At 37.4% G+C, this 26,632-nt stretch carries 29 protein-coding genes; 7 read left to right on the top strand and 22 right to left on the bottom strand.

Features of this window, described 5'->3' with window-relative positions:
* Positions 1–24: 24 nt before the first annotated feature.
* From CD31_RS09390 to CD31_RS09340, 11 genes are all read right to left on the bottom strand, one after another.
* Complete coding sequence (locus tag CD31_RS09390; protein WP_052125361.1) at positions 25–2,247, bottom strand: penicillin-binding protein; 2,223 nt, start codon at positions 2,245–2,247, stop codon at positions 25–27.
* Positions 2,244–2,615, bottom strand: a complete 372-nt coding sequence (ftsL, locus tag CD31_RS09385; RefSeq protein ID WP_004224836.1) for a cell division protein FtsL — start codon at positions 2,613–2,615, stop codon at positions 2,244–2,246. Before ftsL ends, CD31_RS09390 begins: the two co-directional genes overlap by 4 nt.
* A complete protein-coding gene (rsmH, locus tag CD31_RS09380; protein ID WP_036077119.1) occupies positions 2,616–3,566 on the bottom strand; it encodes a 16S rRNA (cytosine(1402)-N(4))-methyltransferase RsmH in 951 nt (316 codons plus the stop codon).
* A 62-nt stretch (positions 3,567–3,628) separates the two neighbouring features.
* Positions 3,629–4,060: a division/cell wall cluster transcriptional repressor MraZ gene (mraZ, locus tag CD31_RS09375; protein ID WP_016992543.1), complete on the bottom strand. Its 432-nt coding sequence runs from the start codon at positions 4,058–4,060 to the stop codon at positions 3,629–3,631.
* Between the two features lie 254 nt (positions 4,061–4,314).
* Positions 4,315–5,931 carry a bacillithiol biosynthesis cysteine-adding enzyme BshC gene (bshC, locus tag CD31_RS09370; protein ID WP_036077116.1) on the bottom strand — a complete coding sequence of 539 codons (1,617 nt, stop codon included), beginning with the start codon at positions 5,929–5,931 and terminating at the stop codon, positions 4,315–4,317.
* A gap of 422 nt (positions 5,932–6,353) precedes the next feature.
* Positions 6,354–6,749 (bottom strand): DUF3397 domain-containing protein, encoded by a 396-nt coding sequence (locus tag CD31_RS09365; RefSeq protein ID WP_016992544.1) that lies wholly within the window; start codon positions 6,747–6,749, stop codon positions 6,354–6,356.
* Entirely contained in the window at positions 6,746–7,648 is a 903-nt protein-coding gene (locus CD31_RS09360; RefSeq protein ID WP_016992545.1) for a ketopantoate reductase family protein, read from the bottom strand. The genes CD31_RS09365 and CD31_RS09360 overlap by 4 nt, the downstream gene beginning before the upstream one ends.
* A 375-nt stretch (positions 7,649–8,023) precedes the next feature.
* The gene (locus CD31_RS09355) at positions 8,024–8,401 is read right to left on the bottom strand and encodes a transcriptional regulator (RefSeq protein WP_016992546.1); all 378 of its coding nucleotides are present in this window, start codon (positions 8,399–8,401) and stop codon (positions 8,024–8,026) included.
* 111 nt (positions 8,402–8,512) lie between these two features.
* The gene (locus tag CD31_RS09350; protein ID WP_016992547.1) at positions 8,513–9,280 is read right to left on the bottom strand and encodes an enoyl-CoA hydratase/isomerase family protein; all 768 of its coding nucleotides are present in this window, start codon (positions 9,278–9,280) and stop codon (positions 8,513–8,515) included.
* A gap of 163 nt (positions 9,281–9,443) precedes the next feature.
* Entirely contained in the window at positions 9,444–9,617 is a 174-nt protein-coding gene (gene rpmF / locus CD31_RS09345; protein WP_004224819.1) for a 50S ribosomal protein L32, read from the bottom strand.
* 24 nt (positions 9,618–9,641) lie between these two features.
* Positions 9,642–10,175, bottom strand: coding sequence for a YceD family protein (locus CD31_RS09340; RefSeq protein ID WP_004224818.1), 534 nt, complete (start codon positions 10,173–10,175; stop codon positions 9,642–9,644).
* 167 nt (positions 10,176–10,342) lie between these two features.
* Between CD31_RS09340 and CD31_RS09335 the strand changes: the two genes are divergently transcribed.
* Entirely contained in the window at positions 10,343–11,554 is a 1,212-nt protein-coding gene (locus CD31_RS09335; protein ID WP_036077113.1) for a nucleotidyltransferase, read from the top strand.
* A 44-nt stretch (positions 11,555–11,598) separates the two neighbouring features.
* Here the strand turns inward: CD31_RS09335 and CD31_RS09330 are convergent, their stop codons facing one another.
* Entirely contained in the window at positions 11,599–12,645 is a 1,047-nt protein-coding gene (locus CD31_RS09330; RefSeq protein WP_036077111.1) for a SepM family pheromone-processing serine protease, read from the bottom strand.
* Between the two features lie 118 nt (positions 12,646–12,763).
* On the opposite strand from CD31_RS09330, the gene CD31_RS09325 reads away from it, so the two are divergent.
* Entirely contained in the window at positions 12,764–13,663 is a 900-nt protein-coding gene (locus tag CD31_RS09325; protein WP_244905053.1) for a hypothetical protein, read from the top strand.
* Between the two features lie 58 nt (positions 13,664–13,721).
* Here the strand turns inward: CD31_RS09325 and coaD are convergent, their stop codons facing one another.
* The 3 genes from coaD to CD31_RS09310 all read right to left on the bottom strand — a co-directional run bounded on the left by coaD (position 13,722) and on the right by CD31_RS09310 (position 16,274).
* Positions 13,722–14,213: a pantetheine-phosphate adenylyltransferase gene (gene coaD / locus CD31_RS09320; protein ID WP_036077107.1), complete on the bottom strand. Its 492-nt coding sequence runs from the start codon at positions 14,211–14,213 to the stop codon at positions 13,722–13,724.
* Position 14,214: 1 nt separating this feature from the next.
* Positions 14,215–14,781 (bottom strand): 16S rRNA (guanine(966)-N(2))-methyltransferase RsmD, encoded by a 567-nt coding sequence (gene rsmD, locus CD31_RS09315; RefSeq protein ID WP_036077105.1) that lies wholly within the window; start codon positions 14,779–14,781, stop codon positions 14,215–14,217.
* Between the two features lie 71 nt (positions 14,782–14,852).
* Positions 14,853–16,274 carry a hypothetical protein gene (locus CD31_RS09310; protein WP_036077102.1) on the bottom strand — a complete coding sequence of 474 codons (1,422 nt, stop codon included), beginning with the start codon at positions 16,272–16,274 and terminating at the stop codon, positions 14,853–14,855.
* Positions 16,275–16,330: 56 nt separating this feature from the next.
* Here CD31_RS09310 and CD31_RS09305 point away from each other — a divergent pair, with 56 nt between their 5' ends.
* Positions 16,331–16,720: a DUF7147 family protein gene (locus CD31_RS09305; RefSeq protein WP_036077099.1), complete on the top strand. Its 390-nt coding sequence runs from the start codon at positions 16,331–16,333 to the stop codon at positions 16,718–16,720.
* A gap of 2 nt (positions 16,721–16,722) precedes the next feature.
* Here the strand turns inward: CD31_RS09305 and CD31_RS09300 are convergent, their stop codons facing one another.
* A complete protein-coding gene (locus tag CD31_RS09300) occupies positions 16,723–16,995 on the bottom strand; it encodes a YlbG family protein (RefSeq protein ID WP_036077095.1) in 273 nt (90 codons plus the stop codon).
* Between the two features lie 404 nt (positions 16,996–17,399).
* Here CD31_RS09300 and CD31_RS09295 point away from each other — a divergent pair, with 404 nt between their 5' ends.
* Positions 17,400–18,311 (top strand): glycerophosphodiester phosphodiesterase family protein, encoded by a 912-nt coding sequence (locus CD31_RS09295; RefSeq protein WP_036077092.1) that lies wholly within the window; start codon positions 17,400–17,402, stop codon positions 18,309–18,311.
* Between the two features lie 90 nt (positions 18,312–18,401).
* Here the strand turns inward: CD31_RS09295 and CD31_RS09290 are convergent, their stop codons facing one another.
* Together CD31_RS09290 and CD31_RS09285 are read right to left on the bottom strand one after the other, a co-directional pair.
* Positions 18,402–19,454: a tartrate dehydrogenase gene (locus CD31_RS09290; RefSeq protein WP_036077091.1), complete on the bottom strand. Its 1,053-nt coding sequence runs from the start codon at positions 19,452–19,454 to the stop codon at positions 18,402–18,404.
* A gap of 107 nt (positions 19,455–19,561) precedes the next feature.
* Entirely contained in the window at positions 19,562–20,008 is a 447-nt protein-coding gene (locus tag CD31_RS09285; protein ID WP_016992780.1) for a YlbF/YmcA family competence regulator, read from the bottom strand.
* Positions 20,009–20,095: 87 nt separating this feature from the next.
* Here CD31_RS09285 and CD31_RS09280 point away from each other — a divergent pair, with 87 nt between their 5' ends.
* On the top strand, positions 20,096–20,596 hold the full coding sequence (locus CD31_RS09280; RefSeq protein WP_036077089.1) for a PaaI family thioesterase: 501 nt from the start codon (positions 20,096–20,098) through the stop codon (positions 20,594–20,596).
* Here the strand turns inward: CD31_RS09280 and CD31_RS09275 are convergent.
* Positions 20,577–22,049: a UDP-N-acetylmuramoyl-L-alanyl-D-glutamate--2,6-diaminopimelate ligase gene (locus CD31_RS09275; RefSeq protein ID WP_016992778.1), complete on the bottom strand. Its 1,473-nt coding sequence runs from the start codon at positions 22,047–22,049 to the stop codon at positions 20,577–20,579. The two genes, CD31_RS09280 and CD31_RS09275, sit on opposite strands and share 20 nt — an antisense overlap.
* 150 nt (positions 22,050–22,199) lie before the next feature.
* Complete coding sequence (locus CD31_RS09270; protein WP_016992777.1) at positions 22,200–23,357, bottom strand: CAP domain-containing protein; 1,158 nt, start codon at positions 23,355–23,357, stop codon at positions 22,200–22,202.
* 147 nt (positions 23,358–23,504) lie between these two features.
* Between CD31_RS09270 and CD31_RS09265 the strand changes: the two genes are divergently transcribed.
* Both CD31_RS09265 and ytvI read left to right on the top strand, forming a co-directional pair.
* A complete protein-coding gene (locus CD31_RS09265; protein ID WP_004224795.1) occupies positions 23,505–23,906 on the top strand; it encodes a YugN family protein in 402 nt (133 codons plus the stop codon).
* 145 nt (positions 23,907–24,051) lie between these two features.
* Positions 24,052–25,113 (top strand): sporulation integral membrane protein YtvI, encoded by a 1,062-nt coding sequence (gene ytvI, locus CD31_RS09260; protein WP_081977483.1) that lies wholly within the window; start codon positions 24,052–24,054, stop codon positions 25,111–25,113.
* A gap of 14 nt (positions 25,114–25,127) precedes the next feature.
* Here the strand turns inward: ytvI and CD31_RS09255 are convergent, their stop codons facing one another.
* Both CD31_RS09255 and ctaG read right to left on the bottom strand, forming a co-directional pair.
* Positions 25,128–25,589, bottom strand: a complete 462-nt coding sequence (locus CD31_RS09255) for a DUF420 domain-containing protein (RefSeq protein ID WP_016992774.1) — start codon at positions 25,587–25,589, stop codon at positions 25,128–25,130.
* 40 nt (positions 25,590–25,629) lie between these two features.
* Positions 25,630–26,553, bottom strand: coding sequence for a cytochrome c oxidase assembly factor CtaG (ctaG, locus tag CD31_RS09250; protein WP_016992773.1), 924 nt, complete (start codon positions 26,551–26,553; stop codon positions 25,630–25,632).
* Between the last annotated feature and the right edge of the window lie 79 nt (positions 26,554–26,632).

Here is a 26,632-nt window from a genome sequence, read left to right as displayed (position 1 = left end):
AATAAAGTGGACTTCTATTCAGTATTATTCACCCTCTACTTCTTCAACTTCGCCCTCAGAAGCAGACTCAACGTCTTGTACAAAGCTCTCAGCAGGTGTTTTGAGCTTGACGACTATCGGTGAACTATCGGTGATGACGGTTCCAGCTGAAACACTTTGACTTGCAACAAAACCTTCACCGAATATTTCCATCTCTAGTCCAGTCATAGATTTGAAGACTAGTAGATTACGTAATGACCAATTCGTGAAGTCTGGCAATGTTATCTCGCCTTCAGTCTTTAAAAATACAAAACTACCTTTTACGAGTTTTTGAGTGTTTGTTGGATATTGTTCAATAATTTTACCGCCACTACCTACAACGATTGGTTGTAAACCATCATTCGCTAATTCTACCTCAACTGCTTCAGAACTTTGACCTGTATAATCTTGAATGCTGACTTTATTGACATGTTGAACATCGTCTGGATTGATATTAAGGTGCTTTAAGCTATTTAACATAACTGGATTAAAGACTTTTGATACTGGTACGGAGCCAAGCTCATTGTTCAGCTTAGGTTTTTTCACTGAGACATAGACAATTAGCTGTGGATCATCTACAGGAGCCAAGCCTAAAAATGAATAAAGATATTGGTTTGAAAGATATCCACCGCTAGCTTTTGGAATTTGGGCAGTACCGGTTTTCCCTGCAACCTCATAATCCTCCAATATAAAATCCTTAGCAGTACCATATTCTGATGTTAATGTTGAAGCTAGGATTTCTCGTACTTGTTTCGCTGTATCAGCTTTAATCGGCTGCCCTTTTTCAACAGGCTCATGATTTTGAATAATTTTCCCAGTAGAAGAATCCACAATACGGTCGATAACATACGGTTGCATCATTTTGCCATCATTCGCAATAGCAGTCATCGCTTGGATTAACTGAATAGGTGTTACTGTAGAACCTTGGCCGTAGGTTGTTGTTACTCTTTGAATAGGGTACTTCGATAATATAGTACCTGTTGCTTCATTCGGTAAGTCAATACCCGTTTTGTGCCCAAAACCAAAGCGGTCCAGATAATCAATAAATACGTCATCGCCAATCTTTGTTAATAAATGGGCCATAGCAGTATTGGCAGAGCGTTGGAACCCTTGTAAATAAGTGATATAACCCCAACCATATCTATTGTGATCTCGAATCGTACGGTCAAATACTGTATATGATCCTGATTTAAATAAGTCATTCGGTGTCCATTTTCCCGTATCGATAGCTGAAGCAAGCGTGAAAGTTTTCATCGTTGATCCAGGCTCAATTGTCTCCTCAATCACCTCATTCAGCCACTTCATATTTTGACTCTCACGTGTTTCTGGGTTAAATGTAGGACGCTGTGACATTGCTAAAATCTTTCCAGTCTTCGGATCTGCCACAACCGCGGTCATGGACTCAGGATTATATTCCTGTTCAACCTTTGTCATTGCTTCCTCTAAGAAGCTTTGGATTGTTTTATCAAGTGTTAAATAAATGTCGTCCCCATTTTTTGCAGGAGTAATCATTTTCTCACTGTTCGGAAGCAAATAGCGGAAAGCATCTGTCTCATATTCCACTTTGCCATTAACGCCTGTTAGTTCTTTATCATACGTATATTCTAGACCCATTTCTCCCTTGGTTGTAACCGTACCGTCTTCATTATCTTTTTTGAGAGCATAGCCAATTAAATGAGAGGCAAATACACCATTTGGATAATACCGTTTTAAGTCACTTACAAAGAGAATTCCTGGTAATTTTTCTTCCTTTATTTTACTCATGACCTCGTGACTAATGCCACGGCCTGCGCTACCAAACTCAACTTGATATAAAGGTTCACCATCACTTCTATATCGATTGTTCAACTTTTTAACAATCTCGTCTTCCTTATCCTTCATCGCTGGTATATATTTCGCTAGTACTTTTGCCGTTTTCTCCGAATCCACTACATGTCGGGGATTCTTAGGATCTGTTGTAGCCTTTTCACTTACAATGGCAATCATGCGATAACTTAATGTATCCTCTGCAATTACTTGTCCATTTTGATCATAAATCTTCCCACGATTAGCTGTAATTACACTTTCCTTACCATACTTAGCTGCTGCTCTCGCTGCAAGCTCTTGTCCTTCTACTTCACCTGTAGCCTGTAATGTCACCATTCTTGTGAATAATAGAAAAAAGAGCCCTCCATAAAAAATTAATAATAGAAAGGCTCCCCATTGGAATCGAAATCTCTTTTTTTTCATTCTCCCGGCACTACCTTTACATTTTTCTCATTTTGAGTTAAACCGAGTTCTTTGGCTTTTTTCCATATGTTTTCGTATGTAGAAAGTTCACTTACACGAACCGTTAAGTCAACATTCTGTTTCGCAATCTCTTCTGCTTCTGATTCGATTTTTTGAATGTCTATACTTGTTGTTTGAATCGCTGCTTGTTTATTTAATACAAGTATTCCTAGTACAGCAATAATGCCAATTAAAACAATTAGCATTGTCTTTTCAAACTTCTGGTTCGTTTTTTTACGACGTATGATAGTGGGTTGTGGACTAGGTGGTGTTATCGGTTGTTGCACTTGTTGATGTTGGTGCTGTTGCCTTACACGAACTGCTGCCATTTACTCACGCCCTTTGTCGTTAATTTTCTCCACCACTCTAAGCTTCGCTGAACGCGCACGATTATTAACTGCCAATTCTTCATCAGATGGAATAATAGGCTTTCGTGTGATAAGCTTTAAAGTTGGCTTCATGTCATCAGGAATTACAGGTAAATTTGGTGGTAATTCCGGTAATGATGACGCTTCCTTAAAGATTGTCTTGCATAGGCGGTCCTCCAATGAATGGAACGTAATGACACTAATGCGCCCCCCTACGTTAATCATATCAATCGCATCGACTAAAGAATCCTCTGCTGCGCCTAGCTCATCATTAACAGCAATTCGTATTGCTTGGAAAATGCGCTTTGCCGGATGTCCACCTTTTCGGCGTGCCGCTGCTGGAATACCCTCTTTAATTAATTCTACAAGTTGACCAGTTGTTTCAATCGGTGCTGTTTTTCGAGCCTCTTCAATTTTACGGGCAACTTGTTTAGAAAACTTTTCTTCTCCATAACGGAAAAATATACGAACAAGATCCTCGTATGCCCATTGATTAACAACATCTGACGCTGTCAGTGTTGCAGTTTGATCCATACGCATATCAAGTGGTGCATCGTGGTGATAACTAAAGCCTCTCTCAGGTGTATCTAATTGTGGAGAAGATACGCCTAAGTCATATAAAATACCATCAACCTGCTTAATGCCATGAGCTAATAGTTCTTCTTTTAAGTAACGGAAATTCGAATGGATAAATGTAACACGCTGTATATAAGGTGCTAATCGAATTTTCGCATTTTCAATAGCCGTCATATCTTGATCAAAACAAATTAAGCGGCCTTTATCTGATAATTGTTGTACTAGATATTCACTGTGTCCCGCACCACCAAGTGTACAGTCCACATATACACCATCAGGATCTATGTTCAACCCATCAACAGTTTCTTTTAATAACACGGTTGTATGATCGAACATACCACTCGCTCCTCTCAGGCCTTAACCTCATTCAACTATCACGTTGCAATGCCTATTACAAGTTAAAAATCAAAGCCAATCATATTTTCTGCAATTTCATTAAAAGATTGTTCAGACTCACTAAAGTAAGCTTCCCAAGCATCCTTAGCCCAAATCTCTATTCGATTTGAAACACCCAGCACCACACATTCTTTTACTAGATGCGCATGATGCATAAGGGTAGTTGGGATATTGATGCGCCCCTGCTTGTCTATCTCTACCTCTGTTGCTCCAGAAAAGAAAAACCTCGCAAATGCTCGTGTATCTTTTTTGGTCATTGGTAAACCTTTTAATTTCTCTTCGAGTTTTCGCCATTCATTCATAGGATAGCCAAATAGACAGTTATCGAGACCTCTTGTGACAACAAACGTTTCGCCTAAAGCTTCACGAAATTTTGCCGGTACGATTAATCGCCCTTTCGCATCAACGGAGTGTTGATATTCTCCCATGAACATACTACTCACCCCACTTTATTAAATAATGTACCACATCCCCCCACTTTCCTCCACTTTTTTTAAAAAAAACTTGACATTTTATCACTTAATGTGCAATTAGACCTTTAGGAATTTTTTTGACATATGCTAAATGATACAAAAAAAGAGCCACCCCTAGTAGGATAGCTCTTTAAATACTATTTATCTCGACATTATTCATCAAATTCACAGGATATCAAATTACTACTTAGGTAAAAAGTATCTATTTATTAATTTTATAAATAAAGTAAATAGTGGTGTTTACCGATACTATAATTTTGCTTCAGCATTTCAGTAATTAACATAGGTCCAAACTCATTGAAATATTGATACGGATTAAAGGATCTCTCTTGGAAACCATCATTTGGATACAATTCATTTTGTAGCGTCATAAATTTACGAATCGTCGTTTCATGCTTACTCAATACAGTTTGTTCAATTTTTTGCTGCAAATAATCAAATTGCTTCGCATGATTTTCTTGATTTTTCTCAAGAATCTTATTTAATTGGAGATGCTGTTTCTCTAAATAGTAGGCAAGCTCTTCATATTTTTCTGTTAACAACTGCTGCATAGCTTGAATTTGACGTTTGGCTTCACTGTCCTGTACATCTGCAATAAAACGTTCTTTCAGTTGTAACGCTTTTCCTTCCCATACGTCAGTAACGGTTAGTTGATGCTCACGTAATAATTGCTCTACATGACGAGTCACAATAGTAATATGTAGGCGTGGAGCAAAAATCGGCATTTGTAAACCTAACGCTGAAAATGCATTTTTCAGTGTTGCCCAATAAGCTAACTCTCCTGGCCCCCCAACAAACGCTAATACTGGCAATGTCATCTCCTGCATCAATGGACGCGTTACTACGTTATTACTTAAACGTTCAGGATGATTATTTGCCACTTCTAATAGTTCTTCTTTTGTAAATTTAAGGTTTGCCGCTAAATTAACAAACAGATCATTTTTTCTTTCTAAAAGATATCGCTCGCCATCTTCTACATAAAATAAATTAGCGGCTTCATATGTTGCTAAAATAGGCTTACCGTAGCCAGCACGTTCAAGCTCCTCTTCCTTTTCCGTTACTACTCTAGCAATTTCTTCATTGGATTGAATGATTTGTGCAAAATATTTATGTTCAAATTGACGGAAATGAAAGTTGGCGGCATCGATTAATAATAAGCCTTCCTCTTTGAATAATTGATTCATAAGACAGGCAAAGAAATCTGTAAATGTTTCACTATTGTTCAATGCGTCAACTAATTGCTTAATCAGCGTTTCTGTATACTCTGTTTCTCCAATATCACGAATAATCGTATTAATTAATTGCGTCATCGACTCTTTGTTTAGGGCTGTTGCAGAAGCCATCGTTTTACGTCTAGAGCGCTCCCCATAAGCTCTTTTTTTCAGCAATTCCCCATGTACCGTATAGGTGTGATTGATTTCTTCTAAGTCATGATCTTCTCCAGCTATCCAGAAAACAGGAATAACAGGCTGTTGAAGCTTCGTACTTTGCTCTTTCGCTAATGCAATAACTGAAATCGCTTTATGAACGGAGTAAAGAGGGCCTGTTAAGATACCTGCTTGTTGTCCACCGACTATTACCATAGCTCCTTGCTCTAGTTGTTCTAAATGTTCATTCGCTTTTTTTGATAACCCCAGCGGCTCCATAAATTGACGGATGATTGTTGTTAATTCTTTTTGATCACGGGAATTTCTCGCTAAATGCTCCGCTCTTTTCTCAAAAGCTTGATCATTGTATTCATACTCAAAAAATTGATGAATGGCAGTATTTGGCGACCAGTAATCTGCTAGTACATGATTTTTTATAGGTACTTGGATTGACTCCAGTTTCATTTAACATAAACTCCTCTACTCACTAAATCATTTCCTTACTCATAACAAGAAATTGAATTTCATTCATACTATGCACATGAGGCTTCCAATGTCGCCTTGACGTTCAAATAGCTCAAAAAAATCCGCGATCTAGCGGCTTTGAGGTAACAGTGTATCATCAAACACTTTTTGACAATGTTTCAGCAGACATTTCAAACTCATTAAAAAGCCATCAATCTCCCTCAAGCAGGATTTTCTATACCCAACTTTGCTTTTGGTACAAAAAACATGTGCTGGTTCACTTCGTCCATGTTACTAAACTACACTTCTTGTTACGAAGGTTTATGAATGCAATCAATATTCTCATCCCCATAGAATGATTTTTATAACTATTTTAATGCTATTATTTTAACGCTTAAAGCTTCAACATGAAAAGAAAATGCTTAGACAACCTGTAAATATTCCATAATGGATTGAATAACACCCACGATACATATCACTAGATAAGCTGTACTAAGTAATAAGAATAAAAAACGCCAAATTTTCTTTAATAACGGCTTTACTTCTATTTCCTTTTTTGTCCGCCAATCAATATATGTAAAAATCATGGCCATCATTATCGCGAGTATCACCAAAAGCGCCCCAACATTCACACGCCAAAGCACACCGATAGCTAATGGAACAGAAAAAAACAAGCACAATGTCGTAACATCAGAGGCTGCTCCAAAAGCATGTGTGCCACGAATTTTAACTTTCCTGCCAACCAGATAAACAATGATGAAAAGAACAATTGGACAAAAAATTATAATACTAATAACTATATGTAAAAGGTCTTTCAACTTCTTTCACCGCTCTCCTCTATTGCAAGCACTTGATGATATAAAGTACGCAAAGTAGGTAAATTATGACCGTTTGCTAAAGCTTTATTTAGAATGACACCAACAATTGTTTCGATTTCACTTTTTCTCCCCTGCAGACGATCTGCTAGCATAGATGAAGTATTGTTGGCCGTTTTCCTACATAAGTCTATCACATCACTAAAAGATATGGTGTGTTCAATCTCATCAAAAGCTTCCGTAAGCTCTCGATAAATATTCTCTAGCAGTATAAATGCTTGTTGATTAGTCACTAACTCTCCGTTCTTTACTTGCAATACAGCTGTCAATGGATTAATTAAGCTATTAAGTACCGCTTTTGCAAAAAGCATTTGCTCTGCATTACTAGCCAATTCAATAGGAAATGAGGAATGTTGTAATTGTAGTAGCTGTTGAAAAGCCTGGTGTTCTCCTCGTTCTATCGCTATTTTACATAGTCCTACTCCTCTATGCTGAACTGTTGATTGGTCCAACAATTGAGCTCCAAAGGTCACTGAACCAAAGGCGATATTTTTTTGTGGCAAGAGTAGCGCCTCCTCAAAATGCGCTAAGCCGTTTTGCATAAAAAGCAACGGCATATCACTTGAGAATAAGGATAATTGATTGTAGAGCTTTTGCAAATGTCCATATTTAACAGCAATCACTAGTAAATCTTGCTTTGGGAGATTAGCCAAATCCGTAGTAGAAACAATCCTTTGCACAGTTTTAGTCCCATCAACGTTGATACGTGTTAACTTCTTGGCATTTAGTTCATTTACTTGTTCCTGCCTCCTGGCAACCAACGTTACCGGTACACCAGACTCCGCTAAAAAGCTTGCTGTTAATTGACCAACCGCCCCTGCCCCAATTATCGCTACTTTCATTGTCTACACCCTTTCCATCTTTACTGATCAATGTTACCTCGAGGTCTTTACATCCAGATTGTTCAAAAAAATTGAAACACTCTGGATACTTTGAAGCAACACGATATTATTCACACCATCAAAGAGGGTTACGCACTTTTTTTGCATGCCCTTATATCAGTAGACTTCTAAAACACCCATCTGATGCTTCACCTCTGAATAATACATTCATAAAACTATAAGAATAAGGTGCCTTAGAATACATCTAAGGCACCTTCTACGCAGGTTCTTTTATTATACAGGATAGACTGATTATTGACGATATACAGAAAGGGTTTTATGTCCATAAAAGAAAAGCAATGTAATTCATGTTCCAAAAGCCTCGTAAGCATAATTTTAATCTTTCATTAATGAATAACCTTGCTGAAGCCATTTCACTAGCTTATCATGCTCATTTTGCAATTCACGATGCTTCATTTCAAGCGTTTGATAAGCCTCCGTTAATTCGTCAAAACTTGTCAACGCTAATTTCAAATGACTTCGCATAGATTGTTGGGGCTGATTTCGCACAGCTAATAGTGACTGACTATATTGACCACGCAATGTTTTATTCCAACGGAAACCACACGCTTGTTTTGTACGACCTAGTTCTATGGCCGCCATTTCAAAGGCCTCTAGCTGTGTTTTGCCATTTTGCACATTATGCAATACGATTTCTGCTAGTCTTTCATCATCTTCCTTTGTCCATTGATCTTTTCTTTTTTTCAATTCCATAATCTATCACCCTCGCATTTTTTACTACTATATGCAAAAGCAAGCAAAATAGAATCATTGCATGAAAAAAGACAGAGATGATGTTTTTACTCTCATCACTGTCTTTATACATTACTTATTATTCTTCTTTGTCAAGAAATTATTAACCGCCTGATGGTGCGCTTCGCTTTCCCACAACTTTGCACAGGTACGAACTTCTTCCATCACACGCTCATACATATTTCGTTCACGCCACTTTCGAAGCTCGATCTCCTTATAAGCTTTATGAACAGAAGGGTGAATTTTTCGCATATGTTCAATAAAATCGTTCAAGGCATCTTCTTTTGAGCCTTCAAACACACGCATAGCCCATCCTATCTCATATAATAATTGCGCAGGGTAAGGCTTCGCATCCACTAGCATCTTCATTGCACGATCGTGACGCAAACCTCGTTCAAACAAATATGTACCACCACCCCAGCCACTTGTAATGGCTAGTGTTCCTTGAATAAAACCACATTTTGCATGGCTAGCGACTAAACGAAAATCACAAGCTGTTGCAATCTCACAACCCCCTCCAACAGCAGTACCATTTATAAGTGCTATAGTTGGTACAGGAAGTGTAGCAAGGTCATATAATATTTTCCCCATCTTACTTAACATACCAAATGCCTCATCCTCTGTTTCCAATGAATGAAACTCAGATAAATCCCCTCCTGAGCAAAACGATTTATCGCCAGCACCAGTCACTACTAAGAAACGCACATCTTCGTGCCCACGAATATATGTAATGACTTCTTGAAGACCGTTCATCACTTCATCATTGACCGCATTCCGTTTCTCTTCTCGGTTAATGGTAAACGTCATAATGCCATCATGATTGTCAATTGTATAAGACATATTACTACCCCCTTTGTCGCAATGAATAAATTGTATCACACAATTATTTCACTATTGTAAAGAACTTCATAATCAACGAAATATTCCGTCTTTTCAAGCAAACAAAAAGGCTAGTAAAGAGCCATGGTCTCTCTACTAGCCTTTTAAGTGAGCAAACACTGTATTATTTGCTTACTACTTCTTTACCTTTGTATTGTCCGCAAGCTTTGCAAACACGGTGTGATAATTTAGCCTCACCACAGTTAGGGCAAGTTACCATACCAGGTACAGATAATTTGAAATGCGTACGACGCTTTCTTTTTGCAGTTTTAGAAGTTCTTCTAAATGGTACAGCCATTGATGGCACCTCCTTACAGATCGTCTATTCGTCTGTTTGATCAAAATACTTAGCTAAAGCAGCTAGTCTTGGATCCACTTTTTGTTCGTCAGCTTTTTTGTGTAGCTCTACGTCTTCATCTGTTGCATAAGACCAGTTTTTACCACCATGCACTTGTCCTTCAGAATCTTCCTTGAACACTTGCATTGGTACCTCAAGCAAAACTAATTCCTCAAGAACTGGTTTCATGTCGATGACTTCACCGTCAATATAGTGAATGTCTCCGTCATCGTCTCCTCGTTTATCTTCGTCAATCCAGCTAAAAATTTCAACTGTCTCAACTTCAATTGGAAACTCAACATCCTCCCATGTGCGAGCACATGGTAGTGTTAACGTTGCTGTCACAGTTAACTGACATGTCATTTGCGATGCACCAAAAGTACATAGCCCTTTTACATGAACGGGCGAAATTGCTCGAATATCCTGGTTTCGCTCCATCACTTCGTCCAGCTGGACAAAGGCATCGATTGGCATCCCGTTTTGGCGGTATTTAGATAATTGATGAATTGACCATTTCATTCGTTTAATCACCTCGAGACAACACTGTTGATTATATAATGTGTAAAAATAGATGTCAAGATAATTTCTTGTCACCACTTTAAAACCCACCTATAATTATATACTATGAGAAGTGTATTTACTCCTAACAGTTTAAAATAAAGACACAAATTATAAGGGGGAGAAGCATGCAAGCAGTTGGAATTGTTGTTGAATATAATCCTTTTCACAACGGACATGCTTATCATTTAGAACAGGCTAAAAAAGCAGCACAGGCAGATCTCGTAATCGCTGTTATGAGCGGCACATTTTTACAACGTGGAGAACCTGCCATGGTAGATAAATGGACACGTACGAAAATGGCACTTTCTGGCGGTGTAGATATTGTTATTGAACTGCCTTATGTCTATAGTACAGCACCTGCCACAGACTTCGCAAAAGGAGCCATTTCCTTATTAAGTGCTGTTGGTTGCAACTCTTTTGCCTTTGGAAGTGAAGACGGCTCTATTCAGCCCTTTCAAAACACTTTTGAGCTGATTGACAGCCACCGTACAGAATATGACCAGTTCATTAAAGACAGCCTTAAAACAGGTGCAAGCTACCCAAAAAGCCTACATTACGCCTATGAACAGCTTTCTCAGATGTACCCTGCTCCATACATCGATCTTGCACAACCAAATAATATATTGGGTTTTCATTATCTTGAAGCAGCAAGGGCACTTAACAGCAACATTAAACCATTAACAATTCCTCGCGTTGCAGCAGGATATCATGATGCATTAAAGGAAGATGCATCGATCGCCAGTGCCACTGGCATACGTAAAGCCCTTGCCTCTACAAATTCTTTACAAAGTGTACAAAATGTTGTTCCTACTGCTACTTTTGATTATTTAACAGACTGGCATACAAAGTATAACCAATTTGCAAGCTGGGAAACCTTTTGGCCGTTATTACAGTTCACCATTATAAGACATACCCCTTCAGAACTTACCCGTTATGCAGAAGTAACAGAGGGGATTGAAAACGCAATTGTGAAAGCAGCCAAAACGAGCTCTACATTTAATAGCTTTATGGAAAAAATAAAGTCTAAGCGTTATACTTGGACCCGCCTTCAACGCATGATAACACATATCTACACAGGGTTTACCAAAGAGCAGCTTCAAAGTTTTAACTTGCCCTCTTTTATTCGGCTATTGGGGATGAGTTCGATGGGACAAGCTTATTTAGGTAAGCAAAAAAAGAATATAGAATTACCCTTAATCAGTCGAGTTGCAGCTACAAATGATGCGATGTTAGCTATCGATATTCATGCAGCAGAGCTTTATAATTTAAGTATCGAGCAAGGAACAAAGGGGCTTACGCTGCCAAGGGATTATCAAACACCACCTATTCGTTGCTAAAGACATCAAAAGGGATGCTAAAGTCCTCTTAGCATCCCTTTACATTATTTTGGTTGAAGTTGCTTTAAATAATTGATTGCATCGTCAACGCTTTTCACGGGAACGATTTTCATTTTTGTTTTAATCTCTTTGGCCGTTTTGACAGCCGTTGCATAATTCGATTCTAGCTCTGGATACTTCGCTTTCATTTCTTGAGTGATTTCATCATCTGGTGCAAAAAAGATTTCCATACCGTCACGATCAGCGGCAATAACCTTATAATCTATTCCACCAATTCTGCCAACCGATCCATCTATTAGCATTTCACCTGTACCAGCAATTGCATAACCTTTTGTTAAATCTTCATCAAGCAGTTGGTCTAATATTTCAAGTGTAAACATCAGCCCAGCAGAAGGTCCCCCAATATCCTCTGTTTTCATCGTCACTTTCGGATTCGTTTCAATTGATTTGCTTTCTGTATAGGAAATACCTAAACCCGCTCTATGTTCTTGGGCGTTTGGAATTTCCTGTAGTGTAATAGTCTCCTGATGTTGTTCTTCATTACGTATAAATTGAATGGTTACTTTATCGCCAAACTGCTTAGGTTTTAATAGATCCACAAGCATTTGCTGGCTAGTTATTCTTTGACCATCAACCTCGATAATTTCATCACCAGCTTTTAAAATACCGTCAGAAGCTCCTCCGTCTAATACATTTAATATGAATACACCATTAAAAAGAACCTTTGTCTCTAGTCCTGCTCTTTGGAAGGCTACATATTTGGCATTAAATTGTGAATCAGACATTAACTTTAACTGTCGAATATTATATTCCTCATCATCCTCTAAAGGATTTCGTACTTGCTCAATATCCATTAGCTTTTGATATTTTTGAACTTTCGCCCACAAATACGAAAATGGTGTGGCTTGCTGCATAGCAACTGTCATTAAACTTAAAGACCCCTCACTATCTGCCTCTTTACTATCCACAGTAACGAATTTACTGACATCATAGGCACTTCCAGGTTTCATAATATACGCGTCTAGTCGGTATAACATCATAAAACAAATCACGACTATTAACACTGCATAAATACTAATTTTTTTCTTCACTTGAAAACACCTCCTAGGACGCTTGCAAAACCATACGTTCATGTTTTTGCCTTTCTCACATATATTGATTTTAGCATTTGCCTATGTGAATGACAAAAAGTTGAAACGAGATGATAACATGTTTGCTACAATTCAAATAGTGCTCTGCGTAATTCTAATTCTCTTACTCTTGTTATTCCCACAAACCGCTCACAGTGGTACTGATTTAGGCTTAAATCTTTTCATGGAAGCACTTTTTCCGTACTTATTGCCGTATCTTGTGTTAACACAATGGCTTCTGCGTTTAACAGCCCCTATGCGTACCAAAACAAAAAGGGCTTCTTTATACGTACAAGCCTACATTATTAGTGCTCTTGGAGGCTATCCAACTGGCGCAACCACTATTGTTTATTTGAAAAATAGTGGTCAACTACACCCTAAAGAGGCAAATTTTTTGCTAGCTGTTTGTCATGCCCCCAGTCCACTTTTTGTATTAGGTTTTGTAAGTCTTGATTTACTACACAATAATACATTTGGATGGTTGTTTTTATGTTTACTACATACGTTTAATATTTGTTGCCTAGTAACTGGCTACTTTTTCTTTCGCAAAACTGATTCACCTAATATCTCCGTACACAACACACCACTCTATAGTGCTCCATTTTCGGAAAGTATTAAAGAAACAGCCCCAACAATTCTGCTAGTTGGTACAACCATCATCTTTTTCACAACGATTCAAACCATCGTACAACAAGGCTTAGATCAGCTGATACCAAAGCTTCCCTATACGCTTGAGCTTTCCATAGCAGCTGTTCTGGAGGTAACGAACGGTCTTAAAATGACAGTTACAGCATTTCCAGATCTTCCGTATATCCATTTACTTGTTGTGATTTTTTTAACGATGCAAAGTATAAGTATTCACTTACAAATTTTTGTTATCGCCAAATCTGCAAAACTTTCTGTACGACCTTATATTAAATTCCGCCTCCTTAGCATAATCATTGTACCTACTATTTATGCTCTATTTTTTCTAAAATAACAATCGCTCTAAATATTAAAAAGAGGATGTCGTTGTTCTTTTGACATCCTCTGCATCCTTATTGTGCAAAACCATATTTTTCTTTTAAAGCCTTTACGACACATGTAGGGACTAGCTCGTTAACATCACTACCGTATTTCGCAACCTCTTTTACTATACTAGAACTTAGGAATGAATATTGATTTTTCGTCATGATGAAAAATGTTTCGATTGTTTCATCCAGGAAACGGTTCATCGATGTAATTTGCATCTCATATTCAAAATCTGACACTGCTCGTAAGCCACGAACAATTGCCTTCGCCTTTTTTTCCTTAGCATAATCAATCAATAAGCCTGAAGAACTCTCTATACGAACATTAGGTAAGGTGTTTGTCACTTCAGCCATCAAAGCCATACGTTCCTCTACAGAAAACAAAGGATTCTTTGCTGAATTGTTTAATACTGCTACATATACGATATCAAACACATCCGCCGCACGTTTAATTATATCTAAATGGCCGAATGTTACAGGGTCAAAACTTCCAGGAACTACAGCAATTTTTTCAGACAACTTATTCTCCCTCTTCCTCTGTACAGCGATAAACAGAAATAATTGTTCCGCCATATGTTTCTTGTCTTGTTAAAACAAATTCCCCAAAATTTTGAGGTAATTGTACCTCTTTTGCATGTTCACATAAAATAATACCATCTTGTTGTATTTTACTGTTATCGACCAAAATCTGTACGAGGTCATAATATTCCTGCTGATGGTATGGTGGATCTAAAAAAACGAGTTTAAACGTAATGTCACGTTTTAATAGCGCTTTCACAGCGCGTTTTGCATCTATACGAAAAAGCTCTGTATATTCTTCATAACGGCATTTTTTTATATTTTCTTGTAGCACCTGGAATGCTTTAGGATCTTTCTCAATAAAAACGGCACGCTCCGCCCCTCTGCTTAATGATTCAATCCCCAAGCCACCGCTTCCAGCAAACAGATCTAGCGCGAAACCTCCATCAAAAAACGGCCCAATTATATTAAAAATGGATTCCTTTACTTTGTCAGTTGTAGGCCTTGTCGTATTTCCTGCTATTGCTTTAAGCGGCATTCCTTTGCGCTCTCCTGCTACAACTCTCATATCAATATCTCACCGTGCTTTCGTCTATATAAAGTATTTTGCAGCGAAAGGTTGGCCCTCCGCTGCAAAAGTTATTGTTGCTCTTGTGTTAATATTTGAATACGCTCATCCTTTTTTTGCAGTTCAACTTGGAATAATCGCTGTAACCAAGCTTCTTCTACATAATAATGATCAGCAATCTTAATAATTGGTTCAGAGATTGATGAATATCTACGTTGGTTGAATACATAAAATCCAGGCTCTTTCGGAAAGCGGAATGTCCGATGCTCACTATTTACATAATAGCCATTCTTTCCTTCCTCAGCCGAGTAGCCAAGGTAAGGCAATAATGTATCTGCCGTATATAACACCTGTCCATCATATAGAATAACATGTACATCTTCTTTCAACGTATCATCCACATAGATATCACGTGCATCCTCAAATAAAAGTGGATAGGTTCCATTTTGCTGAGCTGCATTTAAGGCAAAATAAGATGTTTTGGCATCTAATACCTGTGATAAGTACTTGTCCATTGTATCTGGTGAAATCGATTCATCTCCAAGCTTTTTCAATGTTTCCTGCCAAGCTTGTTGTTGACTATCCGTCATGTAATCATTTAATGTCTTGATGATTTTCTTTGTTTTTTCTCCACCAATTGGATCGTTTATTAAATAGGATGCCACAACCTCAGGCAACCATTCTGGAGAATCTACAAAATTATATTGTGATTTTATTTGTGATAAAATTACTTCCTGCTCTACAGCTTGTGCAGTAAGTGTTGGTAAAAATAACAATCTTTCGTCATGAACTGCTACTGGACTTTTTTCTTGAATAATTGCAATATGTTCATCACTTAGAAGCTGTATATTTTCTACTGATTTCAGAAAATCATTAGGGACTTCTTGCTGTGCATAAATTGATAATACAGGTGTTTGCTCTTGCGCTTTAAGCTCCCCAGCTTGCCAATATAAATCTTGAACAGTACCGTTTCCTCTAAACATTGTGTAATTGACAAGTACAAGTTGTTGTTGACCTACTAGGGGTAAACCTGTAACCCATTGTCCTTTCACTTTACTGTCTGTAGAAATCGAAACAATTGAATAGGACGCTTCACCATTTATTAGTGTAGCAAAAACATTTTGAAGGAGCATCTTATTTTTTAAGCCACCTTCAATTGGAATTATGTATGACACAGATTGTGATTTTGTCTCCCCTTTTGCAAAATAAGAGACTTCATCTGATAAACGATCACAGCTTTTTTCATTTTCAATAAAGCAACTAGCGTTTGTTGCTTTTTCAGGCCATTTAATTTTCACCTTTTGATTTGGTAGGTTTTTAAAATGTTGACGAATATCTAAGCTATTTTCGCGATAGACAATTTCTATTTCCTGAGAATAATGAAAATCTCCTATGCCTGTTTCTAAATCAGATGAATAAGCATGGTATTGGAAAAATACCGTTCCTGTAATGATTAGTGCTAAAATAGAAAAAAAGCTTAATGCAAATTTCATGTGCTTGACCTCCCGCAGCATGATACTATGAATATTGGAAAGGATGTGCAATTATTATGCCACAACAATTTATAGAATTAGGTGAAGGCTATGGTGATGTTTACGAGCTACTCGAAATTATTAAAACCAACCAGGAACGTTTTCATCAAGCCTTTTTACTAACATCTACAAAAGAAGACAAGAAGGTGATTTCTTTAGCTGTCGCCCTTAAACCAGTCGGCGAAAGTAAGTTCATGCCTATTTATATTTGTCGAGAGGGCATCCCATACAATGAAGAACAGCCAACACAGCGACAAAAAATGTTTGAAGCACAAATAGAACAACTCGGTCGAAAAGCAGTAGTTGTAGAAATAAAGCACTCATCTATATTTTCGGAATCAAAACTATTTTATCAATACTTAATAGGTATATTAAGACTAAATAACTATATACCTGCATTGACATAAGTTTATAGACCTACTTTATAGTCATATTCCTTTGCTTTATCTGGTTTTGCATTTTCATATTCAGTTTTTACAAATGGACGATAAGACGCCACAACGTCTTTCACAAATGGAAGGCGTTGTAGTTTTGTTGTCATCATGTCAATATCCTCAAGATCGCAGTAAAGCACTACGTATTTTTGCCTTCTAGAAATATAAAGAACATGACCATATTTCCGAAGTGACTTCGCATGTTTTAATTGATGGACGTAAACGATTAGCCCTTGTCGTTCGTTCATATTGGATTCCCTCATTTCTTACATAAAAGAATACCATAGACCAGAAAATGATAGCAACAGAGTTTAGCTGACAGAACGCTCAATTTTCCGTTATAATGGAAAAGCATACGACGTTGAACATCGTGAAGATGAATCAGTGGTTTTAATTAAATTCAATTGTAGCATCATTACAGGAACAGAAGAATGTTGAAAGATGATCATGCCACAAATGAACCCTTTACAAGACATTTGCATCTCCATAATGATTGTTTTTCAAATAGGATGGCAAAAATCGGCATAAAAAAAATCATCATTCACTTATACTAGTAACTCATTTAATAGTAGGACCTGTACTTACTACTATTGATTAAACAATGAATTCACTACTACTTTTTATATGAGGATAATTGTTAAGGAGGACGAATATGGGTAAGAAAACAAAAATTGCGCTTGCAATTGCAGCAGCAAGTGCAGCAGCTTGGGCAGGCAGTAAAGCTATTTCAAAACCACAGCAACGCGAAGGTAAACAAGCATTACAATTCGAACGCCCCATAATTCTTGCACATCGTGGCGGAGCTCTTTTAGCACCAGAACATACAATGGTTGCATTTGAAAAAGCTGCACAGCTAGGTGTTGATGGCTTTGAAATCGACATTCGCCTAACGAAAGATGAGGAAATTATTGTTTTTCATGACGAGACAGTTGAACGTACAACGGACGGCTATGGGCTTATTGCAGATATGACGTTGGCAGAAATCAATGCCTTAAACCACGGCTACCAATTTGAAGATTTAGAAGGAAATTTCCTATATCGAGAGGATAAATTAGATGTCGTCACTTTACGAGAGTTGCTTGAAACCTATCCCAACATGCTAATCAACATTGATATCAAAGATGCTCCTGATACTTACGAAGGGAGTCTAATGCCTTCTAAACTTTGGCGCTTAATTGAAGAGCTTCAAGCTGAACATCGTGTCGTTGTGACAAGCTTTTATGGTGAGCAAATAGATCGCTTTAATTTATATGCGCAAAATCAAGTAGCACTTGGTGCAGGTGAATCAGATGTAAGAAAAGCATTTGCTTCCTTCTCAAGTCAGTTTGGACATTTATATCACCCTAAGGTGGATGTTTTTCAAATCCCTCCAAAGTCAGGGGTTATTGCATTAGATTCTCCTAAATTTATTCAGTTTTTAAATAACCTCAATATTCCAGTCCACTATTGGACAATCAATGACATAGATACGATGAAAAAATTACTCCATAATGGGGCAAAGGGCATTATTACCGATCGTCCTGATATTGCTGTTGAGTTATTACAAGCTCAAGAATCTAAATAAGACAAGACATAAAAGGGAAGCACACTGAACGAATGTGCTTCCCTTTCATTTAAATGTTAGACCCATTATTACTTTCCATATCATTAAACGTTATGTTAAATAGTTTATGATTGCATCAGTTACTTCTTGTAGTGTGGCAGTTCCACCCAAATCAGGCGTTTTTATATCCTGCGCTAATGTTTGCTCAATAGCATCTAATATCCTTGTTCCCATATCTTGATAACCAAGGAAATCGAGCATCATCTTACCTGTCCAAATTTGTCCAATAGGATTGGCGATTCCTTGACCAGCTATATCTGGTGCAGAACCATGGACAGGCTCAAACATTGATGGATATTGCCCTTCAATGTTTAGATTTGCTGCAGGTGCAATACCGATGCTTCCCATAATGGCACCGCCTAGATCTGTCAAAATATCCCCAAATAAATTCGATGCTACGATAACATCAAAGTTTTCTGGTTTCATCACTAAAAATGCCGCTAGTGCGTCAATATGATTAGATGCTTGACCTACCTCTTCATATTCTTTTCCTACTTGAGCAAACACTTCATCCCAAAAAGGCATGCTATATGTAATCCCATTTGATTTTGTAGCACTAGTCACATGCCCATTACGTGTTTTGGCTAGTTCAAATGCATAGCGCATCGCCCGTTCTGTTCCCTTTCTTGTAAAAACAGCATTTTGGATTGCTACTTCATCTTGACCACTATGTATTCTTCCTCCGCTTTCCGCATATTCCCCTTCAGAATTTTCCCTTACAACAATAAAATCAAAGCCATTTGGTTGTCGTAAAGGTGATGGTAGCCCTTGTAGAAGCTTTGCTGGTCGTACATTAATAGATTGCTGTAGCTCGCGCCGAATTTTAATGAGCAGACCCCATAATGATACATGATCCGGAACCAAGTTAGGCATTCCGACTGCACCTAAAAAAATTTGATCATACTGTTTTAACAGCTCAATGCCATTATCAGGCATCATTTTCCCTGTCTCTAAATAGTATTCACAGCCCCAGGGAAAAGTTGTCCATTCAAATTGAAAGCGACCATCTAATAACGCTGCCTGATCTAGAACTTTTATTGCAGCTGGCACAACCTCTTTTCCTATTCCATCCCCAGGTATCACAGCGATACGATATGTTTTCATTCATGCTTCCTCCTTCAATTTAATGATAAAAAAGACTGTAAACTAACTCAGTTGTTGCCTTCGAGTTGTCTACAGTCTAGAAGAGATATGTTATATACACATCCGATTTACGCTGAGCAAGAGCATGAACCGCCCGAGCCGCATCCACCTCCGCAAGATGAACTAGATGCAAAGAATGGATTACTAACAGGAACTTTTACCGCTTCAGAGACTGTTTTTCCTATTAATAAGCTAATCTCATCAAGTAAATCCTGGAAATCGTTTTCAGCAATTTTCAAGGCCGAAACTTTCTCATTTAAGTCAAGGGCCCTTTTCTGTTGGCGAATCGACTTCATAATTGTATGGTAGTCCGGATGATATTTTCCGAAACGTTGTACATCTTCGTACTGCTCTTTCATGCGATTAAATGCATATATAGCTTCAACAATTTGTGCATCACTATATACTGCTTCATAAGCTTGTTGTAGCGCCATCGCAGGTTCTGAGGAAAGAATCATCTCACAAAGCGCTTCCGCCTCATCCAAAATGATTACCCAGTCAGAGGTCATCATCATTTTTAATTCCCCCAATCTCTTTCCCATCATAACAGATTTTATGGTAATTTTACATTATTGATAATTTTAATGAAAGAGGTTTTCCAAATGATGACAACATCTAAAGGTCAGATTGAACAATTAGTTGCCGAGATTTTACAAGATAGTACCGAGGAAGATGAAGAAGTTTTATTACATCTTTTAAATGGACTACGGGAGAAACAGCAAGGCATTCACCGTCGTTATCTTAATGCTACTTTACATATGGTAGGTATATTTGAGCCTGAGGCCAGTGAGGTTCGTATCCCTATTACACCTGTCATCCACAATACGATAAAGGTGCCACATGGAGGTATTATTGCCACGATTGCTGATGCTGCTATGGGAGGGCTTGCTTCGCGGTCTGTGCCTGAGGGCTATAATGTAGTTACTACGAATATGAATGTATCGTATATTGCTACCACAACCAATAAAGAATTGATTGCACGTGGTCGTTTTGTCCATAAGGGACGCCAAACACTTGTCATGGAATGTGATATCGAAGATGAGACTGGTCGTAGGCTTGCCATCGCTACAGGATCTTTCTTTGTTATTCAGCGTCGTCCGTAATTAAACTCGCAAAATAGTCTTTAATACATTGTTGATCGGAAAAAGGGAATTTTTGATTTTTAATTTGCTGTGTTTGTTCATGCCCTTTTCCGGCAACAAGGACAATGTCACCTTTTTCTGCCTTTGCTAACGCTTGATGGATAGCGAGTTTGCGATCTAAATAAATTTCATAATATTGTTGCTCTGAAAAACCAGCAATAATACTTTCATTAATCACAATAGGATCTTCATCACGTGGATTATCTGTTGTTAAATAAATAACATCAGCGTATTTACTTGCAACTGCTCCCATTGCAAAGCGTTTCGCCTTATCTCGATTTCCCCCACAACTGAAGACAAGGTAAATTGTTTTGGAGCGATCAAAGGTTTGTAACACCGCTTGTAAAGCTTCTGCTGTATGGGCATAATCTACATATACATCAATACCTAATGGATTTTCAATCTTTTCTAGCCTGCCCTCTGGTAGCCTTAATGACCACATATGTCCAACTATATCTTCCATAGGTACACCTAAGCGCCATACTGCCATTAAAGAAGCTACAGCATTTTGCACATGATATTTTCCGACAAAAGGAATTTCTACAATATGTTCACTCGCTGTAGTCTGTAAACAAAGAACGGTTTTCCCAACTGATTCACTGACGATTTGGATATGTAAATCATTGTGATTATCAAAACCAAATGAGCAAGATTTTTTCTTATCATAAATGCCAACAGAACGGCAAAAATTATCATCTCCATTTAATACTAGCTTTTTTGATAAATCCGCTAAACGCTTTTTAGCACGTTTATAAGCTTCTAACCCTCCATGATCTTCTAAATGATCTTCTGATAAATTTAAAAATACACCACAGTCAATGTCACAATGATCGAGCCTATGCTGCTGCAACCCCATTGAAGAAGCTTCTAATACAACATGAGTCACACCTTTTCGCACACACTGTTTAAGAATGGGATGTAATTCTTTAGCCTGCAATGTTGTTAATTGCTCATAAGCTGTTTGTTGTTTCTCACCATTGATGAAAAAGCCAACTGTTCCAATAACTGCTGCTTGTTTATGTAGTGCATTTAGTAGCTGACTGACAAAATGACTCACTGTAGTCTTCCCATTTGTACCCGTAATGGCGATAACAGTTAAAGCTTCTGCTGGAAAAGCAGCAAGCTTCGCACTTGCATACGATAAAAATAATGCTGTATTTGGAACCCATACAAAAGGAATTTCTTTATCTATAATTGGCAAAGAAATACTTTCTTCTGAAACGATGGCAGCTGCTCCGCGTGCCAATGCTTCTTTGACAAACCGACTTCCCGATGTTTTCTTACCTTTTCTCACAATAAATATGTCACCAGGCTGTACTGCCTGTGCATAGTCCTCTACACCAGTAATTTCTGTCCGTATAGATCCCCCTGTCACGCTGCATGGCCAGTCTTTTAATAACTCTGCTAATTGCAAACCTCATTCCCCCTCTCAGTTCTCTATCATATGACGGCGTTTGTAACGGTGTGACGAAAAATGTAGAAGCCTCAAAGAAGGAGAAATGCACATAAAAAATGAAGACAAGCCCTTTTGCTGAAAGCTTGTCTTCATTTGAATATTATTCTGTTATGGTGAGGTTTGATCTGATTTCTCTGTAGAATCTTCGCTATCTTGTTTTTCATTTTTTGTCTCTTCATCATCATCTTGCTTTTCTCTTTCCAGTTCTTGCGTAGTAGGTTCAATATATATTTGCGTGTAATAATCTACAAAAACGCCAGAACCAACGCGGGTATATCGATCATTCAAAAGAACTTTTCTGTGTTCAGGAGAATTTGTCCAGCCATGCATGGCTTCAATCGCATCAAAATAGGCAGTTGCCAGGTTTTCATTCGCTTCACTATACTCGATATGTTGCGTCTGTAATCGCTTTTTTAGATCGCCATAGGTTGGAGATTCATGCGCTAAAAAATTTTGCACCTTCATGTCCTCACTATGCATCCTTGCCGCTTCCTCTAACGATTCATCCATTTCTAAAGGAAGTAAATCATGATGGACTCTTGTTACATTTAATAAATCATCTAATTGTTTAGCGCTAGCCACATCAATTTCTTGCTGTAAAAATGAGGAAGGAGGCGTACGTCTTACAAGCTCCCCTTGGTAGCTCATTTCATATGGCTGATGAAGGACAAGTGTTTCACTGTCTGTATATCGTATCCCTTGTAACTCACTCGTCTCTCTATCTATATAAAGCTGTGCATAAAGACCATCAAATTTGATCAGCAGCCTTGTTTGCATATCTTCTTCACTCATCGAGAAAATGAAAATATTTTCGCCTACAGTGGCCGCTACCTCATAATCAATGATTGTCATTCTGTATATTTCATCACGTTTTTGGCCCACTTTAAAAGGAAATGCATCAATTTCTTGTCCTGCTATGTAAATTTGTGTCACAATATTATTATCAATACCAATCATAAAAAAAGTTGACACATCTTTATTGTAGACCCACCATTGATAACCAAATGAAGATGGCTCTTTTCTTGCTGGCTCCCCATATTGTTCTAAAACAGTTTGCGTGCTTTTTCCTATCAATGTGGAGATACCCGTTTGTGGACGTGTCATTGCTCCTATTGCAGGTTCCTGCTTTAGTTGTGTTTGAGGTATGATATTCGAGTTGGTATTTGGGCCTTCTAGTGGCTCATTTTCCTTAGGGGTATTAAAGAACATAAAGCCAATTAATGCAACTGCACCACAAACCATTAAAATGCGGAATAAAGCTTTCATACAGGACTCCTTTTCATCACCATTATTGTAAGTTATTATATCAATTGTAATTGGGTTGACACAATGTTGTCATTGCAACAATGTCGAATATGCTCTATTATAAAAATGAGCGTATACTTTGTACGAGAACCTAAAGGAGGACTATACATGTATTTTGAAAATACTAACCTTGAAAATTTAACAGCTGATCAAGAACTACTTGTCAGCATTATGAAAAAACATGGTTTAGAATGTGATGGCGGCTGGGATTACGAGCGTATGACATTCGATAAACGATTCGATACTCGTGAAGGTCGTTATTACCTACGCGTATTCGCATATGCTATTTCTGGTGACGTAGGTGCACACGATGCCATCCTTACATTAATGAAACCAGTCCTTGGTAAATACTATTATCCACATGGTGTTGAATATGGCGATGACGAAGTTTATCCAGCACACCTTGTAAAAAAATGTGAAGAAATCTTAAAAAAGGTTAAATTAGAATTAGATCAATTCTCAATCGAACCTACAAATAAAAATAACTTTGAACCTGTTAACGCACGCTAATCTTTCGTACATTAAAGTGACTACAAGTAAGTGTAAATAGCTTCATGGTTGTAAAAAGACTGGTGGTCCAGTCTTTTTTATTTTGAGTAAAAAAATTTTTTCTTCTCATACTACCTATATCTATTACAAGATGTAGGTGGGAAAAATGTTATCATTTTTTAATCGTCCTTTTTTTCGTCATCCCATTATTGTTATCGCAATGGGTATACTTATCCTTTGGTCAATCTCTATATCGTTACCAATTCTACTTGCCTACTTAACCGCGTTACTTTTAGAACCAATCATTGTTCGAATGTGCAAACGGTTTAGAAAAAAACGGAAAATCGTTGTTTTCTTCTTTTTTTTATTTTTTCTAAGTATATCTTTATTATTATGTACACTTATCCTCTATATAAGCTGGAAACAATTTTCTTCCTTTATTATTGATATACCAGATTATCTTAATCAATTGTCTGCCCTATGGATACAAATGCAATCTAAGCTCAGCAACTACACCTATCATTTACCTGTAGAGCTAGTTTCACAAATTCAATTCATGATTGCAAAAGCCTTAGCATCCATCGAAAAATTTTCCTTATCCTTAACTAACATCAATGTTTGGTCCACATTACTAACATATATTCCCACACGTCTATTTGATATTTTTGTTTATTGGATTGTGTTGTATATGTTGCTTTTAGAATTACCAACAATTAATCGCAAATTATTAACGCCTGTTCCTTTTCATTACCATCAAAAAATTATCTTTATTGGACAACGTGTTAAGCTAGCCTTATTTGGATTTCTGAAAGCTCAATTACTTGTAGGGATAGGGATCTTTACCATATCATTCGCTGCATTTTATTTTTTAAAAACACCATTTCCTATACTATTAGCACTTTTACTTGTTGTTTTAGACTTTATCCCTTTTCTTGATTCATTTATTTTATTAGTCCCATGGGCAATCTATCAGGTATTTGCTGGCGATTATTTATATGCAGCTATCTTAATTTTATTAACCTTTGGGCAATTTCTAATCCGCCGAATGATCGAGCCCAAAATTATTGGCGATAAAATTGGACTTTCTTCCTTGAATACCTTTATTGCTATGTTTATTGGTTTTAAAATCTTTGGATTTCTTGGGATATTAATTGGTCCATTACTTGTTGTCGTAGTGCTTTCATTATTCCAACCAACTATAAAAAATCTCCCTCCTGCACAGAAATAAGGAGGGAGATTTTTTTAAAATCCTAAAATGGCTTTAATTACTGATGTTGTTTCACCAGGTTCAAATAAAATATACAATAATAAATAAACTAATACACCTGTTATGGCAACAAAGAACCAAATAATACTTGTAATTGGCCCAATTCGTCTGTGTAATTTAATGTTCATTTTCAAACCTGAAATAATACTAACGATACCAAACACTGCTCCAGATGTCGCTAAAATAATATGGAAAATCAAGAAGAACGTATAATATGGTTTTAAATCTTCTCCACCGCCAAAAGCCGTATTTCCAATAAAGATTGTACGGGACGCATAGATGATAAAGAAAATCAGTGCTGCAACACCTGCAGCAAGCATCACTTTCTTATGTCCCTCTACATTTCTTTTTATAATTAAGCCCCACCCTATTGCTACTAGTACAGCACTAATAACGATAAACGATGTACTAATAGTAGGCAAAATTTGCAATTCCATTGTCAAAACTCCTTACACAAAGTAAATTTCTATTCTTCATTTAATGTTGCTGTTGACTTTCCCACTTCTTTTGGTGGGCAGCTAAAGCGTCAGCAGTGATTTTATCTGGATCTTTTTGCTCAGAACGATACCATCTTGTGAAGATTGTACCAATAAGTACACCAAAAATAAGTTCTTGTAGGATTTTCATTAACACGCCACCTAATTGCTGATCTGCAACGGGTTTCATGTCTGTAAATAGCTCTGGTCCAGATAAAGATAATCCTGACAATGTAGAGGCTGGTACACAAAGCTCCATTGCCTTTAACCATGCATCACCGTTTGTGTATGTCTCATACATTGCATTTGGAGCAAAGATGATTAATCCACAAGCAGGTGTAATTAAAACGGCATTGGCAATAATATACGCCAGTTTATGCAAAGGCTTCATTTGATCACTATTTGGCATATTTTGAATTAAAGGCCAGTACATAAACACTGCTGAAAGAAATAATACAAATGTATAGGTACCATGTAATGTTTCATTTAATTTAATGTAATCCAATACGGACGGTAAATGATAGATAGAAAATAGACCGATAAATACAAAGACTGCAACAACTGGTAATGTTAGCACTTTAAACAACGTTCTAACTACCGGCGCCTCAATAGCCACCTTCCAAACCCACCAAGGAATCCCTTTAATTAGGAAAATAGGAACAAGCAATAACAGAATAGCCATTTGCACCATGTGCATGGTAAACATAATATGAGCCATTAAATCGATAGGTGATCCTTTGATAATATAAATGGTAATCATAGCTAAAACAAAGTAAATAGCTTCACTTTTTTTCAAAGGTTCACTTACTTTAAAATCTTTACGCCACTTTGTTGTGACTAAAAAATAAATGATTGTTATAAAAACAAGAACCCCTATTAAATACGGGCTCCACAATGCTTGGAAACCAAATATACTAAGTGGCATATAGAACGCACTCCTTTAAACTTCAGTACTCCTATTATAAAACGCTTACAGCTATACTGCAATGAACGAAAGGTGAACA

This window comes from Lysinibacillus boronitolerans JCM 21713 = 10a = NBRC 103108, assembly GCF_000772935.1.
GTDB classification, from domain to species: domain Bacteria; phylum Bacillota; class Bacilli; order Bacillales_A; family Planococcaceae; genus Lysinibacillus; species Lysinibacillus boronitolerans.
The sequence above is the reverse complement of the archived record's forward strand: the minus strand, read 5'-3'. Positions and strand labels throughout refer to the sequence as shown.

Excerpts from the sequence above, each read along its gene's own strand:
- CD31_RS09390 (WP_052125361.1), bottom strand. The coding sequence starts at position 2,247 with ATGAAAAAAAAGAGATTTCGATTCCAATGGGGAGCCTTTCTATTATTA.
- ftsL (WP_004224836.1), bottom strand. The coding sequence starts at position 2,615 with ATGGCAGCAGTTCGTGTAAGGCAACAGCACCAACATCAACAAGTGCAA.
- rsmH (WP_036077119.1), bottom strand. The coding sequence starts at position 3,566 with ATGTTCGATCATACAACCGTGTTATTAAAAGAAACTGTTGATGGGTTG.
- mraZ (WP_016992543.1), bottom strand. The coding sequence starts at position 4,060 with ATGTTCATGGGAGAATATCAACACTCCGTTGATGCGAAAGGGCGATTA.
- bshC (WP_036077116.1), bottom strand. The coding sequence starts at position 5,931 with ATGAAACTGGAGTCAATCCAAGTACCTATAAAAAATCATGTACTAGCA.
- CD31_RS09360 (WP_016992545.1), bottom strand. The coding sequence starts at position 7,648 with ATGAAAGTAGCGATAATTGGGGCAGGGGCGGTTGGTCAATTAACAGCA.
- CD31_RS09355 (WP_016992546.1), bottom strand. The coding sequence starts at position 8,401 with ATGGAATTGAAAAAAAGAAAAGATCAATGGACAAAGGAAGATGATGAA.
- CD31_RS09350 (WP_016992547.1), bottom strand. The coding sequence starts at position 9,280 with ATGTCTTATACAATTGACAATCATGATGGCATTATGACGTTTACCATT.
- rpmF (WP_004224819.1), bottom strand. The coding sequence starts at position 9,617 with ATGGCTGTACCATTTAGAAGAACTTCTAAAACTGCAAAAAGAAAGCGT.
- CD31_RS09340 (WP_004224818.1), bottom strand. The coding sequence starts at position 10,175 with ATGAAATGGTCAATTCATCAATTATCTAAATACCGCCAAAACGGGATG.
- CD31_RS09335 (WP_036077113.1), top strand. The coding sequence starts at position 10,343 with ATGCAAGCAGTTGGAATTGTTGTTGAATATAATCCTTTTCACAACGGA.
- CD31_RS09325 (WP_244905053.1), top strand. The coding sequence starts at position 12,764 with ATGTTTGCTACAATTCAAATAGTGCTCTGCGTAATTCTAATTCTCTTA.
- rsmD (WP_036077105.1), bottom strand. The coding sequence starts at position 14,781 with ATGAGAGTTGTAGCAGGAGAGCGCAAAGGAATGCCGCTTAAAGCAATA.
- CD31_RS09310 (WP_036077102.1), bottom strand. The coding sequence starts at position 16,274 with ATGAAATTTGCATTAAGCTTTTTTTCTATTTTAGCACTAATCATTACA.
- CD31_RS09305 (WP_036077099.1), top strand. The coding sequence starts at position 16,331 with ATGCCACAACAATTTATAGAATTAGGTGAAGGCTATGGTGATGTTTAC.
- CD31_RS09300 (WP_036077095.1), bottom strand. The coding sequence starts at position 16,995 with ATGAACGAACGACAAGGGCTAATCGTTTACGTCCATCAATTAAAACAT.
- CD31_RS09295 (WP_036077092.1), top strand. The coding sequence starts at position 17,400 with ATGGGTAAGAAAACAAAAATTGCGCTTGCAATTGCAGCAGCAAGTGCA.
- CD31_RS09290 (WP_036077091.1), bottom strand. The coding sequence starts at position 19,454 with ATGAAAACATATCGTATCGCTGTGATACCTGGGGATGGAATAGGAAAA.
- CD31_RS09285 (WP_016992780.1), bottom strand. The coding sequence starts at position 20,008 with ATGATGATGACCTCTGACTGGGTAATCATTTTGGATGAGGCGGAAGCG.
- CD31_RS09280 (WP_036077089.1), top strand. The coding sequence starts at position 20,096 with ATGATGACAACATCTAAAGGTCAGATTGAACAATTAGTTGCCGAGATT.
- CD31_RS09270 (WP_016992777.1), bottom strand. The coding sequence starts at position 23,357 with ATGAAAGCTTTATTCCGCATTTTAATGGTTTGTGGTGCAGTTGCATTA.
- CD31_RS09265 (WP_004224795.1), top strand. The coding sequence starts at position 23,505 with ATGTATTTTGAAAATACTAACCTTGAAAATTTAACAGCTGATCAAGAA.
- ytvI (WP_081977483.1), top strand. The coding sequence starts at position 24,052 with ATGTTATCATTTTTTAATCGTCCTTTTTTTCGTCATCCCATTATTGTT.
- CD31_RS09255 (WP_016992774.1), bottom strand. The coding sequence starts at position 25,589 with ATGGAATTGCAAATTTTGCCTACTATTAGTACATCGTTTATCGTTATT.
- ctaG (WP_016992773.1), bottom strand. The coding sequence starts at position 26,553 with ATGCCACTTAGTATATTTGGTTTCCAAGCATTGTGGAGCCCGTATTTA.